At 64.3% G+C, this 18,452-nt stretch carries 17 protein-coding genes; 5 read left to right on the top strand and 12 right to left on the bottom strand.

Translation table 11 applies throughout. The features are described from left to right. Positions 1 to 439 precede the first annotated feature (439 nt). The 8 genes from OGM61_03300 to OGM61_03335 all read right to left on the bottom strand — a co-directional run bounded on the left by OGM61_03300 (position 440) and on the right by OGM61_03335 (position 8,854). Positions 440 to 1,786, bottom strand: a complete 1,347-nt coding sequence (locus OGM61_03300; protein ID UYI85108.1) for a hypothetical protein — start codon at positions 1,784 to 1,786, stop codon at positions 440 to 442. A 298-nt stretch (positions 1,787 to 2,084) separates the two neighbouring features. Further along, positions 2,085 to 2,525: a DUF126 domain-containing protein gene (locus tag OGM61_03305; GenBank protein ID UYI85109.1), complete on the bottom strand. Its 441-nt coding sequence runs from the start codon at positions 2,523 to 2,525 to the stop codon at positions 2,085 to 2,087. Between the two features lies 1 nt (position 2,526). After that, positions 2,527 to 3,801, bottom strand: coding sequence for an aconitase X catalytic domain-containing protein (locus tag OGM61_03310; GenBank protein UYI85110.1), 1,275 nt, complete (start codon positions 3,799 to 3,801; stop codon positions 2,527 to 2,529). Between the two features lie 138 nt (positions 3,802 to 3,939). Further along, the gene (locus OGM61_03315) at positions 3,940 to 4,860 is read right to left on the bottom strand and encodes a DMT family transporter (GenBank protein UYI85111.1); all 921 of its coding nucleotides are present in this window, start codon (positions 4,858 to 4,860) and stop codon (positions 3,940 to 3,942) included. 147 nt (positions 4,861 to 5,007) lie between these two features. Then, positions 5,008 to 5,391 carry a DUF3783 domain-containing protein gene (locus OGM61_03320; protein ID UYI85112.1) on the bottom strand — a complete coding sequence of 128 codons (384 nt, stop codon included), beginning with the start codon at positions 5,389 to 5,391 and terminating at the stop codon, positions 5,008 to 5,010. 1 nt (position 5,392) lies between these two features. Then, complete coding sequence (locus OGM61_03325; protein ID UYI85113.1) at positions 5,393 to 5,671, bottom strand: DUF1294 domain-containing protein; 279 nt, start codon at positions 5,669 to 5,671, stop codon at positions 5,393 to 5,395. After that, positions 5,668 to 7,704: a YgiQ family radical SAM protein gene (locus OGM61_03330; protein ID UYI85114.1), complete on the bottom strand. Its 2,037-nt coding sequence runs from the start codon at positions 7,702 to 7,704 to the stop codon at positions 5,668 to 5,670. Before OGM61_03330 ends, OGM61_03325 begins: the two co-directional genes overlap by 4 nt. Continuing rightward, entirely contained in the window at positions 7,691 to 8,854 is a 1,164-nt protein-coding gene (locus tag OGM61_03335; GenBank protein UYI85115.1) for a bifunctional histidine phosphatase family protein/GNAT family N-acetyltransferase, read from the bottom strand. Before OGM61_03335 ends, OGM61_03330 begins: the two co-directional genes overlap by 14 nt. 213 nt (positions 8,855 to 9,067) lie before the next feature. Between OGM61_03335 and csaB the strand changes: the two genes are divergently transcribed. Then, positions 9,068 to 11,227: a polysaccharide pyruvyl transferase CsaB gene (gene csaB / locus OGM61_03340; GenBank protein UYI85116.1), complete on the top strand. Its 2,160-nt coding sequence runs from the start codon at positions 9,068 to 9,070 to the stop codon at positions 11,225 to 11,227. 9 nt (positions 11,228 to 11,236) lie between these two features. Next, positions 11,237 to 11,857, top strand: a complete 621-nt coding sequence (locus tag OGM61_03345; GenBank protein UYI85117.1) for a formyltransferase family protein — start codon at positions 11,237 to 11,239, stop codon at positions 11,855 to 11,857. A gap of 241 nt (positions 11,858 to 12,098) precedes the next feature. Here OGM61_03345 and OGM61_03350 read toward each other — a convergent pair whose 3' ends face one another. Then, positions 12,099 to 12,545, bottom strand: coding sequence for an ACT domain-containing protein (locus tag OGM61_03350; GenBank protein UYI85118.1), 447 nt, complete (start codon positions 12,543 to 12,545; stop codon positions 12,099 to 12,101). Positions 12,546 to 12,655: 110 nt separating this feature from the next. Here OGM61_03350 and OGM61_03355 point away from each other — a divergent pair, with 110 nt between their 5' ends. Next, positions 12,656 to 13,084 carry a DMT family transporter gene (locus tag OGM61_03355; protein UYI85119.1) on the top strand — a complete coding sequence of 143 codons (429 nt, stop codon included), beginning with the start codon at positions 12,656 to 12,658 and terminating at the stop codon, positions 13,082 to 13,084. Between the two features lie 49 nt (positions 13,085 to 13,133). Here OGM61_03355 and OGM61_03360 read toward each other — a convergent pair whose 3' ends face one another. Next, positions 13,134 to 13,337 carry a hypothetical protein gene (locus tag OGM61_03360; GenBank protein ID UYI85120.1) on the bottom strand — a complete coding sequence of 68 codons (204 nt, stop codon included), beginning with the start codon at positions 13,335 to 13,337 and terminating at the stop codon, positions 13,134 to 13,136. Beyond that, positions 13,334 to 14,311, bottom strand: a complete 978-nt coding sequence (locus OGM61_03365) for a hypothetical protein (protein ID UYI85121.1) — start codon at positions 14,309 to 14,311, stop codon at positions 13,334 to 13,336. The genes OGM61_03360 and OGM61_03365 overlap by 4 nt, the downstream gene beginning before the upstream one ends. A 214-nt stretch (positions 14,312 to 14,525) precedes the next feature. Between OGM61_03365 and OGM61_03370 the strand changes: the two genes are divergently transcribed. Then, on the top strand, positions 14,526 to 14,957 hold the full coding sequence (locus OGM61_03370) for a hypothetical protein (GenBank protein ID UYI85122.1): 432 nt from the start codon (positions 14,526 to 14,528) through the stop codon (positions 14,955 to 14,957). Positions 14,958 to 15,056: 99 nt separating this feature from the next. Beyond that, entirely contained in the window at positions 15,057 to 16,493 is a 1,437-nt protein-coding gene (proS, locus tag OGM61_03375; GenBank protein UYI85123.1) for a proline--tRNA ligase, read from the top strand. A 57-nt stretch (positions 16,494 to 16,550) separates the two neighbouring features. On the opposite strand, the gene OGM61_03380 is transcribed toward proS, so the two are convergent. Further along, positions 16,551 to 18,251, bottom strand: coding sequence for a glycoside hydrolase family 2 (locus OGM61_03380; GenBank protein ID UYI85124.1), 1,701 nt, complete (start codon positions 18,249 to 18,251; stop codon positions 16,551 to 16,553). Positions 18,252 to 18,452: the final 201 nt, after the last annotated feature.

Here is an 18,452-nt window from a genome sequence, read left to right on the forward strand (position 1 = left end):
ATCCCTCCTTGCGATTTGGTTCGATGATAGCATATTTGCTGTCCCATTAAAAGGACACTTAAGCGGGGCTGCCTCGAGAAAAGCCCAAAAAACGAAAAAATTCCCAATTTATGATTGCGCATTGCGCGGATCTGTGATACCTGAAAGGTGTTTTCTGTGACGGTACCGGCGGCGGTCAGAGATTGCCGGAGTGCCGGAAATTGCGTGAATTGTGAGTGGATGATGTCATGAAATTCTTTTTCAATCTGCTTGGCAACATCATGGTTGCGATCGTTGTGCTTTTGCTGTTGGCCTTTCTCATTCCGAAAATTCTGTAATCGGCTTCCGGACGGCGGAAGTTACAGCTGCGATGGGCTGCCTGCTGGGAATACGCAGGCGGCCCTCTTTCTTTATTTGCGCTTTTTTGAGCGGAACGATGGGTGTGCCTTCTTTTGCCGCCTTACCACACCTGCCAGCGCAGGGCGAATGCGGCGAGATAGCCGAGCGAGGCGAGCGCGCTCAGGGCGGTAAGGACGCGCCCGGCGGTGCGCGCTCGCGTGCACTGCGCCAGTGCCAGCGGCACCGGCAGCAGCACGAGCAGGTAGCGCGGCGCGCTCAGCAGCCACGTCGCGCCGACGGCGACGATGTAATACGCGAGAAACCACGCCGTCTGGCTCGCGCGCAGCTTCGGCGCGGCCGCGGCCAGCAGGCCGAGCGCAGCAAAGCACGCGATCAGGTTCGGCAGCCAGAGGCCGAGCGCGTCGCGCCAGACGCCGGAGGTCAGACTGCGCAGAAAATAGTCCGTCTGATACGCGGCGGTGCTGAAAAACAGGCCCGTGCGCTGGTTCCAGTGCTCGCGCTGGTAGATGAGAAACTGAAACGGGTTTCCAGATACGCGCCAGTTGATATAACAATACGCCGCGAAGCCGAGCGGCACGAGCAGCGCGCCGACGACCTGCCGGGTGTCCACCCGGCGGCGCTGCACGGCGTCGTGCACGAGCTCCCACAGCAGCGGCACGAACAGCAGCAGCCCGAGCGAGCGCGTGAACGCGGCATAGGCTCCGCACAGCCCGCCGAGGATGGGCCGGCGCGTGCGGGCGAGGTAGAGCGCCGCGGCCGTCAGCAGCAGAAACAGACTTTCGCTCATGGGCGCGGCGAAGAAAAAGCACCCCGGCGCGAGCGCGAGAAAGCGCAGCGCGCGCACGGCGTCGCGGTGCGGCAGGTCGAGCCGCAGCAGCCGGTAGATCATGCACCCCGCGCCCGCGAAGCACAGCGCCGATGTGAGCAGCCCCGCGCAGATGTCCGAGGGAATGAGGCGCATCACCGCGCGCACCACGAGCGGGTAGCCCGGCAGGAACACGAGCTGCACGACGCGGTCGGGATCGCCGGCGGCGATGTAGCCGTCGCGCGCGATGTCAAGATAGTGCCGGCTGTCGGTGCAGCGCCAGAATTCGAGCGCCTGCGCGAGCGTTTCCGGCTGCCCGGCGAGGGCGCGGACGCTCCACGTGAGCAGGAGCAGGACGAGATCGAGCGCGAGCAGCGCAGCGAAAATGCGCGAGCCCATGTGCGCGGGTTCGGCCGCCGGAACGGCGGCGGGCGCATCGCCCTCACGCTGCCAGAAGTGCACCCACGCGGGCACGAACCGCAGCCCCACGGCGGCAAACAGCGCCGCGCTGCACCCGGCGGCGATGCCGCCCGGGACGGACAGACCCGGCGTGCGCACGCACCAGAGCACGAACAGTGCCGCGAGCGCGGCAAGGCCCAGCGCATCGAGCACGATGACGGCGCGGCGGGATCGCGGCTGCATGGCGGCACCTCCTGACAAGACGAGAATAATAAATTGTAGCACGTGCGGCGGGAAAAGACAATGCGCGGGCTGCGGTGGGGCAGCGCTGAAGGACGTTGAAAGCCTTCTCCTCAAGGAGAAGGCATCGCCAGGGGCGATGCATGATCTCATTCGAAGCGGGCCTTGCCCCCTCGGGCGCCCCTGCGGCTCAGACATCTTGGAATGATGCATGATTCGCGCCTCGATGAAATGCCTTCCGACGCATGGCGCAAAAACGGGGCTGACCGGCCGGTCAGCCCCGTTTCCTTTCCATAAAGTGTTATGCCACCTCGACGATGCCGCCGTCGAGCACGCGCACGGTCTGCCCCGTCTGCACGGCGGCGAGAAATTCGTCGCCCAGGCAGTCGATGACCGGCATATCGGCGTCCGTCCACACGGACGCGAGGATCGCGCCCGAGGCCGCCAGCGAGTCGATGTGCTTGGAAAAGAGCATGCACGCCGGCTGCTGCCCGGAGGCGCAGGCTGTGTAGAGCACCATGCCGCCGGTGGTCGAGCCGATCGTCTCCGGCAGGCACAGAGCCTTGCCGATCATCGGCTTTTTATACAGGTCGGGGTTGTTCTGGTCGCCGCATTTGACCTGCTTGTCGTGGAACATCAAGGCCATCTGATAGCTGGCGAGCGTGTTGAAGCCGCCGTGCGACACGAGGGCTTCCGCCTCGCACGTGCCGGGACAGATGACGCGGCCCTGAAACTGTTTCATATTAGTTGGCCCCCTTCGTAATCATGGTGATGATCTCATCCTCGGTGTAGTAGCGCGCGGTCGAATACGTGCGCAGCTTGTTCGACGAGGTGATGACGGGCATGGCTTTGCTGAGCGGGTTGTTCATGTACATGAGCGGGCAGATGTAGCTGAGCACGACGCCGGTGTTGCGCAGGCGGGGTGCGTACTCTGTCTTTTCAAATTCCTCGATAACGCCGGGTGCGGCGGTGAACACCGTCGGGATGCAGACCTTGCGCTGACCGTGCGCCCGGAGGCTGGCCTCGACGCGCTCGGTCGTGTCGATGAGCTGGTGGAGCGTCATGTGCGGGCAGCCCATGAAGCACAGCTTCGGCTTGGCGTTGAGATTCTTCCACACGCACGGATAGCTCTCGCGCACGCGCTGGAGCTCCGCGTCGTCGATGACGTACACGGGCGCACCGTCGCGGATGAGCGCCTCGCCCTGCTGCACGGCCTCGGGCGTGAGGTGCTCGATGTGGTACAGGCCCACGGCGCCGTTGGACGCGGTGGCTGCGCCGAAGTCCTTGAGATACGCGATGGCATCCTCATTGATCTCCGTGCCGATCCACTGGTCAAGCCCCTTGACATACGGCACTTTTTCCATGACCTTCATGCCGATGGCGGAGCCGAGCAGCTGCGGCTCGGGCTTTTTCGTCGTGCGCACCTCGACGATCCAGTCGGCCTTTCGTCCGTCGTCGGTCAGAAAACCGAAATACGGCACGCAGCCGGCGATAGAGCCCATGAGCTCGATCATGCCGGAGTTGCGGTTGCAGCGCGCGCCGAGCACGCTGTTGGCGTACACCACGGCGGACGACTCCGCCCACGAGAGCACCTCGCCCTGCTTGGGCTTGTTGCCCACCTCGTCGAGGTAGCAGGTGCAGGTGTAGTCCTTGTCGCTGAGGATGCCGAGCTTTCTCAGCTGGGCCTCGTAGCGCGCCTGCTGCTTATACATGAACTGGTGGAACACCAGATCCTGCAGCGGGTTCGAGGGGACGTTCTTGTCGAGCGGGAGCGGGTCGGCGGTGAATTTCTGCTCGGAAAACGCGCCGGCCTCGATCAGCTGGTCATACAGGTCATAGACCGGCTTCATGGCGTTGATGCCGAAGCTGATGACCGTGTGGCCGTAGGTGCTCGTGACGGGCACCATCTTTTCCGCGCCGAAGGCGTCGCCGTACATGACGAGCGTTTTCATGACCTTGGCCATGACGGCGCCCTTGCTGCCGTCGAGCACGGCCTGTTGTTCGGGTGTCAGTTTCATGGGGAATCGACCTCCTTGTACATACACTTTCTGTGAATTTCTTGACAAGAATTATAGCCCAATTTGGGCAAAAATGCAAGGGGCATTTGCGCGCAGCTGCGTGTGTGCGAAAAACCCCGCCGACCGGCGGGGTTTTGCTTATTTTCCCGCGCGGGCGGCCTTGGCCGGCAGCGGGATCTGCGCGAGGACGACGGCGAGGAACATCAGCGCGCAGCCGAGGTATTCGCGCGGGGTCATGTGCTGGTGTAGAATGATCGCGCCCGCGATGACGGCGAACACGCTCTCAAGGCTCAGCAGGATGGTGACGACCGTGGGGTTGGAGTCCTTCTGCGCGAGGATCTGCAGCGTGTAGCCCACACCGCACGAGAACACGCCCACATACAGCAGCGGCAGCGCGCACGAGAGCAGGGCGGCGGCGTCCACGTGCTCGAAAAACGGGATGCACACGGCCGACCACAGCCCCGCGAACAGAAACTGCACGCAGCTGAGCTTCACCCCATCGCACGTTGCACCGAAGTGGTCGATGACCAGAATGTGCACGGCAAAGCACACCGCGCACACGAGCACGAGCAGGTCGCCCGCGGCGAGGCGGAAGCTGCCCTTGATGCACAGCAGGTACAGGGATACGACCGACAGCACGACCGCGATCCATACCGGCAGGCTGACCTTGCGCCTGAAAAACAGGCCGAACACTGGCACGAGCACCACGTACAGCGCCGTGAGAAAGCCCGCCTTTCCGGCGTCCGTCCCGGCGGTGATGCCGGCCTGCTGGAAGTTCGAGGCGATGGCCAGCGCCGTGCCGCAGCAAAAGCCGCCGAGCCAGAGCTGTCTGCGTCCGGCGCGTTTTTCCGCCTCCGTGGGCTGCGGGCGGTCCTTATGCACGGCATGCAGCACCGCGATGAGCACCAGCAGCGCGAGCACGGCGATGAAATAGCGCACGGCGTTGAACGTGAATGTGCCGATCGTATCGGCGCAGACGTCCTGCGCGACGAAGGCGGTGCCCCAGATGAGCGCGGCCAGGATCGGGAAAACGACTTGACGGATCTGATTGTGTTTCATAGGCGGGACCCCTTGGCAATGTCGGCGGCAAATACAAAAGCAGTCAGACTTTCCTCGCCTGACTGCCGGTAGGTGCACACCTGTGTCCATAGCATAGTACAGGCGTGAACGCTTGTCAATCGGTTTTTTGCTGTAAATCGTGAAATTTCACGCCTTGTGCGCGCGGCCGCCGCTGTGCATGGCGGCGTGCTCCCTGGCGATCTCGGCGTAGAGCGCGGTGGCCGTCCAGGCGGCGTTCGTGTCCGTCAGCATGGCCTTGAGCGCGACGGGCGGGATGTGCGCGGCGCGCCATCCCTGCAGCATCCCCTCGAGCAGGCCGGGGCGAAAGTGCGCCATGACGAGCATCTCCCCCGGGAGCGGGGCGGCGGGGGCGTCCGGCTCGCGCGGCAGCACGCCGGCCAGCGCGCCGATCGTCTGGCCGAAGTCGGCCGGGTCGACCGCCTGCACCCGGATGCCGAGCCGCAGGCACACGATCTGCATTTTCCCGAGTTTTTTCGGGTCGATTTGATAGGCGAGTAGGGTGGGGGTCATATCAGATCACCTGCTTCCAGATCAGAATGAGATACACCACGGCCGCGCACTGCAGGCACAGCAGCGCGGGAAAGCCGAAGCGAAATTCCTTATGTTTCGTCTTGTGGTGGAACATGCGCATGCCCAGCGTGCCGCCGAGCGCCCCGCCGAGCGCGGCGAGGGCGAAGAGCGTGCCCTCCGCGATGCGCCATTTGCCCGCGCGGGCCTTCGCCTTGTCGATGCCCATGGCGGCGAAGGCGATGATGTTGATGGCGGCGAGGTAGAGAAAGAGATAGCTCATCGGCGGCCGCCTTTCCCGCGCGGGGGCTGCGTGCCCCTGCCGCCGGAGCGGGGCGCGCCCGGCTTGGCGGACGTTCCGGACCGGCCGGGTTTGCTGGATTTGGCGGACTTTCCGGCCCTGCCGCTCTGTGCGGCGCGGGCGGACGCGGGCTTTTTGCCGCCGCCGTAGACCTTGCCGTATTTGCGCTGGGGCGGCTGGGGTTCGGCGGGTCTGGCGGGCTTGCGCCGGTCGGTCATCGGGCGGACGAGACAGTCCTTGCCGAAGCCGATCAGATCCTCGCGCCCGGCCTCGTGCAGCGCCTGAATGACGAGCCGGCGCTTGTCCGGCCGGCGCCACTGCAGCAGCGCGCGTTGCATGTCCTTTTCATGCGGCGTCTTGGCGACGTAGACCGGCTGCATCGTGCGCGGATCGATGCCGGTGTGGTACATGCATGTGCTGATCGTGCCGGGGGTGGGGTAAAAATCCTGCACCTGCTCGGGCTGGCGGCCGCGGCGGTTGAGATACTCCGCGAGGGCCACGGCGTCGGCGAGCGTGCTGCCGGGGTGCGAGCTCATGAGGTACGGCACGACGTACTGTTCCTTATCATACCTGTGGTTGAGCTGGCGGTATTCGTCCATGAAGCGCTCGTACGTGCCAATGTGGGGCTTGCCCATATAGTCGAGCACGGAGTCGATGCAGTGCTCGGGCGCGACCTTGAGCTGGCCGGAGATGTGGTAGCGCACGAGCTCACGGAAGAACGCGTCGTTATCGTCGCAGAGCATGTAGTCATAGCGGATGCCGCTGCGCACGAACACCTTCTTCACGCCGGGGATCTGGCGCAGCTTGCGCAGCAGGGCGAGATAGTCCGAGTGGTCGGCGTCGATATTCGGGCACGGCGTCGGCGCGAGGCACAGCCGGTTCGGGCACATGCCGCGCTCCAGCTGCTGGCGGCACGATGGGTGGCGGAAATTTGCCGACGGGCCGCCGACATCGGATACGTACCCCTTCCAGAGCGGGTGGTGCGTCATGGCCTCGACCTCGCGGATGACGCTCGCGTGGCTGCGGCTCGTGATCATGCGGCCCTGGTGGAACGCCAGCGCGCAGAAATTGCACCCGCCGAAGCAGCCGCGGTTGTGGATCACGCTAAAGCGCACCTCCTCGATCGCGGGCACGCCGCCAAGCGGCTCGTACATGGGGTGCCACTCGCGGGTATAGGGCAGCTCGGCCACGCGGTCGAGCTCCTTCGTGTCGAGCGGCATGGCGGGCGGGTTGATGATCAGATAGCGCCCCTCGCACGGCTGGATCATGGCGCGGCCGCGGATGGGGTCGTGCTCGGCGTATTCGGTGCGCGTGGCCTCGGCATAGAGGCGCTTATCATCGCGCACGTCCTCGAACGACGGGAGCGTGATGTGGTCAAATTTGCACACGGAGGGGTCACGTGTGATGTAGCCCGTGCCGGGGATGTCCGTCATCGTGCGCACAGACTGCTTTTTCTTCAGGCGGTGGGCGATCTCGATCGTCGCTGCCTCGCCCATGCCGTAGACCAGCAGGTCGGCCGGGGCGTCGAAGAGGATGGCGCGGCGGACGGAATCGTCCCAGTAATCGTAGTGTGCGAAACGGCGCAGGCTCGCCTCGAGCGAGCCGAGGATGATCGGCATGTCGGGGCCGAAGGCCTCGCGCGCGCGGTTGCAGTAGACGATGGCCGCGCGGTCGGGCCGGCAGCCGGAGCGCTTGCCGGGGGAGTAAAAATCCTCGCTGCGGCGGCGCTTGGCCGCCGTGTAGTGCGCGACCATGGAGTCGAGATTGCCTGCGCCGATGAACACGCCCAGCCGCGGCCGGCCCATGGCGCGGAAGGCCTCCGCGTCGTGCCAGTCCGGCTGCGCGAGCACGGCCACGCGCAGGCCCTCGGCCTCGAGCACGCGGCTGATGACCGCCGTGCCGAAGCTCGGATGATCGACATATGCGTCGCCGCCGACGACGAGCGCATCGTACCACCACCAGCCGCGCTCGTGCATCTCCTCGGCGGAGACGGGCAGAAAATCACACCGTTCCATGCGTCACCGTCCTGTGGATGAGCCGGCCCATGAGCAGCAGGTGCGCGCGCACGCCGGGGTCGCGCCCGATCTGCACGAAGCCGCTGCGTTGGTAGAACGTGATGGCCCGGGCATTGTTTTCCGACACGTGCAGGCGCACGGCCGTACGGTCGTGATTCTCATAAAACCAGAACGCGTAGCCCAGCAGCTGGATCGCCCAGCCGCGGCCGCGGTACTCCGGCAGCATATACAGCAGGCTGATCCAGCCGCAGCCGGACTGCTCGTCGCGCCCGGGGTCGAGCTCGACGAGGCCGACGACGCGGTCCCCGCTCAGGACGCGCACGACGGAGCCGGGATGCTCCTGCGCGTGCCGGGCGGCGCTGCGGGCATAGAGCTCGGGCACGAAACCCTCGTCCGTCTCGTGCACGTTGCGCCAGGCGTCCCGGTAGCACTGGAGGTAAAACGCCTCGTCGCGCGGGAAGCGCAGCGGCTCATAGCGCAGATCCTCCACGCCGCTGCCGCTGCCGCGCCACCAGGTCTGGCGGCCGAAGGTGCTCAGCGCGGGCGGGAGGTGGCGGTTGTCGTTATAATACTCCACGGTCGTGCGCTCGCCGTCGACGAGCAGCAGGCTCACGGACGTGTTGTCGCCGTAGGGCAGGGTGGCCATCTCGCTGTTCGGGATGCCCAGCACCGTGCACAGATAGGCGCGGATGGCCATGCCGTGGCTCACGAGGACGATCGTCTGCCCGTCGTGCCGCGCGGCGAGATCCTCTATGGCGCGCTTCATGCGCTTTTGCACGTCGCGGAGCGGCTCGCAGCCGGGCACGGACCAGCGGTCGGGGTCGGTGTTGAAATAGCGCATCTGCTCCGGGAATTCGTGCTCGATATCGCCCCAGGCGCGGCCCTCCCACACGCCCATGCAGATCTCTGTCAGGCGCGGCGTGACCACGGCCGGAATGTCATGATAGCGCGTGATCGCCTCGGCCGTTGCGCGCGCGCGTGACAAATCGCTGCAGTAGAGCGCGTCGATGTGTTCGCGGCGGAACCGCTGCGCGAGCGCATCGATCTGCTGCAGGCCGAGCGGGGTGATGCTCCCGTCCCAGCGTCCCTGAATGCGGCGGTAGAGGTTGCCCTCCGCTTCCGCGTGCCGGATCAGATAAATTTTCGTCATTGCGGGCCTCCAAAACTTGACCATAGTGGAATCATACAGTATAATAATCTGAATCCGCGCTTTGATTTCGCGCGGGAATGCATAAGTGCCTGTACGAGCGCATTATACCGTGTTTTCGCGGCGCGCACAAGTGCTTTGGAGGGTAAAGTGAAAGTAATCCACGTGATCAGCGGAGGCGATACCGGCGGCGCCCGGACGCATGTTTACTCCGTGTTGAAATATCTCAATCAGATCATCGACGTGCAGCTCGTGTGCTTCCGCGCCGGCGATTTTGCCGACGGTGCGGCCGCGCTCGGTATCCCGACGATGGTGCTCGGCAAGGGCTTTTTGGCAAACCTCAGGGCGCTCAGGCGGATCATCCGCGACGGGGAGTATGACCTCGTGCACTGCCACGGCGCGCTCGCAAACGTTACCGGAGCGCTGCTGCGCCGGCATTTGCATGTGCCGGTCATCAGCACTGTGCACAGCGACTACCGGCTCGACTATCTCGGCCGGCCGTTCGCCCGCGCCGTCTACGGTACGCTCAATACCTGGGCCCTGCACCAACTCGATTACCGCGTGTGCGTGTCCGACCCCATCCGCCAGCGGCTCATCGACCGCGGCTTTGAGCCGAACCGGCTCTTTTCCATCTACAACGGGCTCGACTTTTCCCACGTCGTGCCCAAGACCGACCGTGCGGCGTATTTCGCGCAGTTCGGCTATACCGTGCATGAGGGCGACGTCATCGCGGGCATTGCCGCCCGGCTCGACCCCGTGAAGGATATCCCGACGCTCCTGCGCGCAGTGGCGCTGGCCAAAAAGGCCTGCCCGCAGCTGCGCCTCGCCATTGCGGGCGACGGTAAGGAGCGCAAAAAGCTCGAGGCGCTCACAAAGGAGCTGAACCTTGAGGACAGCGTGTTCTTCCTCGGCTGGGTCAACGACCTCGACAGCTTCTACGGCGCGCTCGATATCAACACGCTCTCGTCCGTGTCGGAGGCGTTTCCCTATGCGCTGCCAGAGGGCGCGCGCGCGCATCTGGCCACCGTAGCCTCGAACGTCGGCGGCGTGCCGGCCATCATCGAGCACGGCGTGACCGGCCTGCTCATCGAACCCGGCGACGTGCGCATGCTCGCGGCCTATCTCGCGCGCTACGCGCTCGACGAAAACTACCGCCGCGAGATGGGCGAGGCGCTCTACCGGCGCGGCAAGGCCGACTTTTCCGAGGAGGCCACCGGCCTGCGCCAGCTGGAGATCTACCACGCGGTCTTCCGCATGGAGCGCAACCGGCGCGACGGTGTGCGCGACGGCGTGCTCATCTGCGGCGCCTACGGCTTCGGCAACACCGGCGACGACGCCATTTTGCAGGCTATCATCGGCGAGATGCGCCGCATCGACCCGCATATGCCCGTGACCGTGCTCTCCCGCCGGCCGAAGGACACGCGCAGCGCCTGCGGCGTCAACGCCTGCCACCGGTTTCATCTTTTTGCCATCCGGCGCATCCTGCGCCGCAGCCTGCTGTTTATCAGCGGCGGCGGCAGCCTCATGCAGGACGTCACGAGCCGGCTGAGCTTATGGTATTATCTCGGCACGATCCGCATGGCGCACCGCTGCGGCTGCAAGGTGCAGATGTACGGCTGCGGCATCGGCCCGATCGTTTATGAGCGCGACCGGCAGCTCGCCGCGCGCATCATCAACGACTGCGTCGACAAGATCACCCTCCGCGAGCCGGACAGCCGCGAGACGCTCAGCGATTTCGGCGTCACGGACCCGGAGGTCATCCTCGCGTCCGACCCCGCGCTCACGCTGCCGGCCGCAGAGCGCAGCCGCATCGACCGCATTCTGCGCGAGCACGATATGGACCCGGACGGCAAGTATATCGGCTTCGTGCTGCGCAAGTGGCCCGGCATTGAGGAAAAGGCCACCGTGTTCGCCGCCGGCGCTGTGTACGCCTACCTGAAATACGGCCTGACGCCGGTGTTCCTCAGCATCAATTTCCGCACCGACGGCGAGGCCAGCCGGCTCGTCACGGAGCATTTGAGCATCCCGTATTATATGATCGACGAGCAGATGTCCACCGGCGAGGTCATCGGCGTGCTCTCGCGCATGACGACGGTCGTGTCCATGCGGCTGCACGGACTGATTTTTGCCGCCGGACAGGGCGTGCCGCTCATCGGCGTTGCCTATGACCCGAAGGTCACGGCGTTTCTCGACTATGTCGAGCAGAATAACTATATGCAGTTCGAGGCGCTCAACGAGAAGGACCTGTCCGACCTGATCGATTCGGCCGTCGCGCTCGCCGGCAGAGGCGAGGAGCTGCGCCGCCGCACCGAGCTGCTCAACCGTCAGGAGGACAATAACCGCGCCACGGCCGCACGGCTGCTTGGGAAGGAGTAAACGAGCAAAATGATCCGCAGTGCTGTTCTGGTTTCCGGCAAGGGAACAAAATTGCAAAGTCTGCTGGACTCCGTGTTTTTCGGCGAGATCCCGGAGCTGCAGCTCGTCGCCGTCATCTCGTCCGACGCCAATGCCTACGCGCTCAAGCGCGCGCGCAACGCCGGCATCGAGACCGTCGTCGTCGAGCCGGCCATGTTCCCGAACGACACGTCGTACGACATGGCCATCCGCAACAAGCTCAAGGACATGGACATCGAGCTCGTCATCAACGCGGGGTTTTATCCCGGCGTCGGCCGCGAGACGGCCAGGAGCTTCCACAACAAGGTCATCGCGGTGCAGCCGTCGCTCATCCCGGCGTTTGAGACGCTGCGCGGCGACGCGGTGCATGAGGCGGTGCTCGCCCGCGGCCTGAAGGTCACGGGGGCGACGGCGTACCTCGTGGACGAGAACGGAGGCGTTGGCCCGGTGCTGCTGCAAAAGGCCGTGCCCGTGCTTGAGGACGACGATCTCACGACGCTCAAGCGCCGCGTGCTCACTGACGCGGAGTGGAAGCTGCTGCCTGAGGCGGTCAAGCGCTTCTGCGCCGGGAAGATCCGCCTGCACGGCGGCCGCGCGCAGCTGCTCGAGTGAAAAGATAAATCGATATGAAGCGAAAACAGCCTCGGACCGTAATTGGCCCGGGGCTGTAAAACTGTTGGAACCTGCGCGCAAGTGCAAAGCGGACAGAGCAGCGGGGGAGCTCGAGGGGGCAAGGCCCGCCTCGAATCCGATTTTGCTGTCCGTCTGTTAAAAAGTTCGGCACGGACTTTTTAACGGACGGACATCCCCGGATCGTGTCGATCCGGGGATGCTTTTTCGTTTGCTTTTTTCTTCAGCCGGCCATGAGGTGCACGCGGATGATGCCCTCGGCCGCTTTGAGCGCCGCCATGAACGCCTCCATCGTCGTCTGCATGTTCTCGGTCGCGGCCGTGATCGTCACCGGGGCGACGCCGCTCGTCGGAATGCTCTGGTTGATGGTGAGTATATTTGCGCCGTTTTCGGCAAAAATAGCAAGGACGGACGACAGCACGCCCTGCCGGTCGAGCAGCTCGAGGTTGAACGTCACGAGATGGCCGCGCGACATGTCCTGAAACGGGGACACGAAGTCCTTGTATTTATAAAACGCGCTGCGGCTGATGTCCACGCGCGCCACGGCGTCCGCCACCGTGCGCACTTGGCCGGTCTCGAGCAGCTCCTTGGCCTCGATCACCTTGGCAAAGATCTCGGGCAGGACGCTCGCCTCCACGAGATAGTATTTCGGTTTGCTGCCTGCGGCCATAAACAGCCCCTCCTTTGTTCGCGTGCTGCGGGCAAATGTTTTTCAGTACGACACAGTGTAACACATTTCGCGCGGCAGTGCAAGGATTATTCGGAAGGAGCCGATGAATTTTGGGTGGATTTCTCGCGTGCATCCTCGCCGGGGCGGCGATGAGCATTCAGGGCGTGATGAACACGCGCCTGAGCGAACACATCGGTACGATGGAGACCAATGCCTTCGTGCAGTGCGTGGCGGCGGTGCTGTCGCTGCTGGTGCTGGTGCTCTGGCGCACGGGCAGCTTTGCCGCGCTGGGCGCCGCGCCGAAATACTGCTGGTTCGGCGGTGTGCTGGCGCTGGCCATCACGGTCACGGTCATGCTCGGCATGGGCAGGCTCGGCCCGACGCTCGCCGTGGCGACGATCCTCATCGCGCAGCTTTCTGCGGCCGCGGCCATCGACGCCTTCGGCATCATGGGCACGGAAAAGCTCGCCTTCGGCTGGAGCAAGTGGGCGGGGCTCGCGCTGATGACGGGCGGCGTGCTGCTCTTTAAAATGAAATAAAATGAAATGAGGCGGCGAGCCACGCTCGCCGCCTCATGTTTTGCTTTTCTTACAGGCCGATGCTCGCCAGCAGGTCCGCGATGCCGGAGGACTTGATGAGGGCGAAGATCGCACCGATGTCGTAGTGCTCATACGCCGCTTCCCAGATGCGGTCGGGGCTGCCGCCGGTCGCAAGACCGACGCCAAGCACGATCTCGCCGACGATCAGGACGCACAGCGCGATGATGAGAATGGTTTTCCAGGCTTTTTTCATGCGGCGATCTCCTTTCTGCACCAGCGCTTACCCAGGCGCACAAGCAGCCGGACCCAGCCGATGACCATGCGGATGAACAGCCAGATGGCCAGCCAGATCACGACCAGCGCGATGGCGATCACGGCGGCGCCGCCGCCGAGCAGGATGAGCATATCCGCCACCATGGGCAGGCCGATGAAGGCCGTTGCGATCAGGCCCACGCCGCCGGCGCCGCACGCGACGCCGATGGCCAGCACGGCCAGATCCAGCACCAGCAGCACGGCCAGCACCGGCACGCCGATCACGATCGCGCCGAGCGTGTAGAGAACGGCCAGAAAGACGTTCGTCTTGTAGGCCGGCTCGTCCTCGTAATAGGCCTCGTCATAATACCCTTCCTCGCCGTCGGTGGCGTAGTTCGGGTCGTCATAGTCGTCGTCGCCGGCAGGCTGCTCGTCGTAGTAGCCGTCGTCGCCGGCAGGCTGCTCGTCGTAGTAGCCGTCGTCGCCGGCGGGTTGCTCGTCGTAGTAGCCGTCGTCACCGGCAGGCTGCTCGTCGTAGTAGCCGTCGTCCGTGGGCTGTTCGTCATAGTAGCCTTCCTCGGGCTGCTCGTCAAACGAGAACTGACCGTCGAGCACGGGCGCTTCGTCCGTTTCGGGCTCGTCGGGGTTCTCCAGCGGCTCCGGGAACGTGAACGACGGCGCGGGCTTTTGCGCCGCGGCCGCGGTCATCGGGCGGTACTGCTCGGCACGCGGGCGCGGCTGCGGCGTGCGCTTCGGCGCCTGCTCGGGCGCAACGACGGGCGCGGCGGCCGGCGTGACCTTGCCGCTGTCGGCATACCGGATGAGGGCAACGGCCACTTTCGTCGGGTTGCCGATCTCTTGAATGAGGCGCTCCTCATCGGGGGCGTTATCAAACATGTTCTCCATCTGCGCGATGAGCGCCTGACGGGTATTGTCGTCGGTGATCAGGCCGAGCAGGCTGCTGATCTCCGCCATGTAACTCTGTCTGTTAATAGATGGTCACCTCCAGGGGGTTCGATTGCATCTTGAAATAGCATCACTAATTTACATATTATATTGCACGAATGGTGTGCGGTCAAGCCCGAAATGCACTTTTCGACCGGATTCGGGTGCTTGACAGGCGGCCTGCGGCGGGGTATCCTGAGGAAAAAGGACCGGTTTTCCGAAAAACCGGAAAGGAGTGGAACGCATGGAACAAGAGCGCCCCTACACCGAAACGGAACCCGAAACCGCGGCCGAAACCGTCGAAACTGTGCCCGAGACGGCCGAAACGCCGGCCGAAACGGGCGAGCCCGCGCCGAAACAGCCGCGCGAGTCGTTTTTCCGCCGCCAGCGCCGCGAGCTTTCAGACGCCTGGCGCGAGATCTACTGCAACAGCCGCGCGCGGCGCATCCGCACGTGGCAGATCGCGGTGTTCGCACTGCTGATCGTGGAGGTGACGGTCATGGCCGTCGCGCTCAACCCGGTCTACTGGATCGGCACCGGCCTGCTCGTGTTCTGGTGCGTGGGCCAGCTGTTTGACCGCCGGCCGGCGCGGCACTCCGTCGCCGCGGTCGTGATGTACTTTCTCATCGCCGTCATGATCGGAATTTTCGCGGTGCAGGAGCTGCTTGGCGCTTGACAAGCGGCGGCGGATTCTATACACTATATAAGTTACCCCATACATTATGAATACGCCCGCGCGGGATCTCTGCGCGGCATACAGAGGAGTGTTGCGCTTATGGCCAAAGAAAAGAAGGTCGAGCAGATCACCGATATGGAAGTCGACTTCGCCCAGTGGTTCACCGACGTGTGTATCAAGGCGGAGCTCGTGGACTATTCCGATGTCAAGGGCCTGTTCATCATGCGCCCGTATGGCTACGCCATCTGGGAGAACATCCAGAAGATACTCGACGGCAAGTTCAAGGCGACCGGCCACCAGAACGTGGCCATGCCGATGCTGATCCCCGAGAGCCTGCTGCAGAAGGAGAAGGATCACGTCGAGGGCTTCGCGCCCGAGTGCGCGTGGGTCACGATGGGCGGCAGCGAGGAGCTGCCGGAGCGCCTGTGCGTGCGCCCGACGTCCGAGACGCTCTTCTGCCAGCACTGGAGCCACATCGTGCACAGCTGGCGCGACCTGCCGTGCCTGTATAACCAGTGGTGCAGCGTCATGCGCTGGGAAAAGACCACCCGCCCGTTCCTGCGCGGGCGTGAGTTCCTCTGGCAGGAGGGCCACACCCTGCACGCCACTGAGGCCGAGGCCCGCAAGGAGACGCTGCAGATGCTCGAAATTTATGCCGAGACCTGCGAGCAGGAGCTGGCCATGCCTGTCATCCGCGGCAACAAGACCGACAAGGAGAAGTTCGCCGGCGCCGAAAACACCTACACCATCGAGTGCATGATGCACGACCACAAGGCGCTCCAGTCCGGCACGAGCCACTACTTCGGCGACGGGTTTGCCCGCGCGTTCGATATCACCTACACCGACAAGAACAACCAGCAGGCCTATCCGCACCAGACCTCGTGGGGCATGTCCACGCGCGTTATCGGCGGCCTCATCATGACCCACGGCGACAACAACGGTCTCGTCCTGCCGCCGCACATTGCGCCGATCCAGGTCATCGTGCTGCCCATCGCGGCGCACAAGCCCGGCGTGACCGAGAAGGCCGAGGAGCTCATCGCGCGCCTGAAGGCCGCCGGCCTGCGCGCGCAGGGCGACTTCAGCGACAACAGCCCCGGCTGGAAGTTCGCCAACTGGGAGATGAAGGGCGTGCCGCTGCGCGTCGAGATCGGCCCGAAGGACATCGAGGCCGGCCACTGCGTCGCCGTCCGCCGCGACAACGGCGAGAAGATCACCGTCGCGCTCGATGAGCTGGAGGCGCGCATCCCTGAGCTGCTCGAGACCGTGCAGCAGGGCCTGTTCGACAAGGCCAAGCGCAACCTCGACGAGCACACCTATGCTGCGCACTCGCTGGCCGAGGCCAAGGAACTGCAGGAGAAAAACGGCGGCTTCATCAAGACCATGTGGTGCGGCGACCTCGCCTGCGAGCTCGAGATGAAGGACAAGGCCGGCATGTCCAGCCGCTGCATCCCGTTTGAGCAGGAGCACCTCGACGATGTGTGCCCCGTGTGCGGCAAGCCCGCCAAGTGCATGATCTACTGGGGCGTGGCGTACTGAGCGCTCCCAAAACAGAAAAACCAACCGCCCGCTGCGATCGCAGTGGGCGGCCTTTTTTCACTCGTTTTCGATATAGAAGATCTTGTGCAGTGTCTGCACCGGGAGCTTCACGATGCTGCGGTCATAGGTCACGAGACCGTTGAGCTCGTGCTCCACGTCGCTCAGCTGCGTGTACACCGCGGCGCTGAGGCCCTGCGCGATGGCGGGGCGGATCTGCTCGTCATAGAGCGCCTGGAGCGCGTACTCGAGCGAGAGCGGGGCGTCGCACGTCTTGTAGCCGACGCTCTTGCCGCCGATGGCGTGGCCCTCGACGCGGTGGACATAGCCGCCGAACTCCGACAGCAGCGTGGCGCGGCCGAGCTTATCGGGCTGGAACCTGTACTTCTGGAAATACACGTGCAGGCTGCGCACATCGCCGAAGCCCTGATCGTGCCAGCCGCTGGCCGGGTCGATCGTGCGCGTCTTGTCCACGGACCGGATGACCTGCACGGCCGTCTGGCTGTCAAACTGACCCCAGCCCTCGTTGAACGGCACCCACACGGCGATGCACGGGTGGTTGTAGAGCGTGGTGACCATGTCGCGCAGCTCGTTCAAAAACGCCTTGCGCGCCGTCACGTTCGTGCGGCCGAAGAGGGGATACCAGCTGTCGTCGAGATGCCAGCCCGTCACGAGCGGGGTGGAGACGATGAGCGGGTCGTAGCGCCTGCCGCCGCAGGGCATGTCCTGCCAGACGAGCATGCCCAGCCGGTCGCAGTGATAGTACCAGCGGTCGCACTCGACCTTGATGTGCTTGCGCAGCATGTTGAAGCCCATGTCCTTGGCCAGCTGGATGTCGTAGACGAGCGCGTCGTCGCTCGGCGCGGTGTAGAGTCCGTCCGGCCAGTAGCCCTGGTCGAGCAGGCCGTTGTGAAAATACGGTTTGCCGTTGAGAAACAGGCGGCGCACGCCGTCCTTGTCCGTCTCGACGCTGCACTTGCGCATGGCAAAGTAGCTGTAGACCGTGTCGTCCCCGAGCGTCACACTGAAGGGGTAGAGCGTCGGGTGCTCCGGCGACCAGGGGCGAAACGACTGCACCGGCACGTGCGCCGGCACGCCCGCGGGGAACGTGAAGCGCTTGCCCTCGAGGTCGATCGTGCACTGACCTTCGCCCGCGACGGTGATCTCCACCTGATGCGCGTCAAACAGCGGCGTCACGTGCAGGGAGCGGATGTAGTTCTGCGGCACGCTCTCGAGCCAGACCGTCTGCCAGATGCCGCTCTGCGGCGTGTACCAGATGCCGTGCGGGTGCAGCGTCTGCTTGCCGCGCGGGAGCTGGGACTTGTTCGTCGCGTCGCGCACGCACACAAGGATCGTGTTTTCCTTGGCCAGCACCTCGGTGATGTCCACCGTGAACGGCAGGTAGCCGCCCGTGTGCGTGGCCAGCTCCACGCCGTTGCACCACACGGTCGCGGTCTGGTCGACCGCGCCGAAGTGCAGCAGCACGCGGCCGACGTTGAATCCGTCCGGCAGCGTGACCGTGCGGATGTACCACAGGTATTCCTCCGGCTGCAGGACGTGCCCCACGCCGGACAGCTCGCTCTCGGGCGAGAAGGGCACAAGGATCGTGCCGTCGGCCTGCGCGGGCTTGTTTGCGCTCGTCGTGATCGCGTAGCTCCACGGGCCGTTGAGATTCAGGTAGCTGTCGCGCACCATCTGCGGCCGGGGATACTCCGGCAGGGGCTGCGCGCGGTCGAGCGTATCCGCCCAGGGTGTCAGCATAACGTGGCCTCCTTTCTGCCGGCGGCGCGCCGGCAGCGCATTTGCTATCTATTTTACAGGATTTTTCCGCGCTTGTTAAGCCCCGGACGCGGATTTTTTTCCGCGCCGCGGACCGCGGCGGCGAAAAATCCAGCCAATATGCACAAAATGTTGCAAAGTTTCCGGAAATGTTGGATTTGTCAGCTTTTTTGCAGGTTCGTT

This window comes from Clostridiales bacterium (genome assembly GCA_025757645.1).
Taxonomy (GTDB): domain Bacteria; phylum Bacillota; class Clostridia; order Oscillospirales; family Oscillospiraceae; genus CAG-103.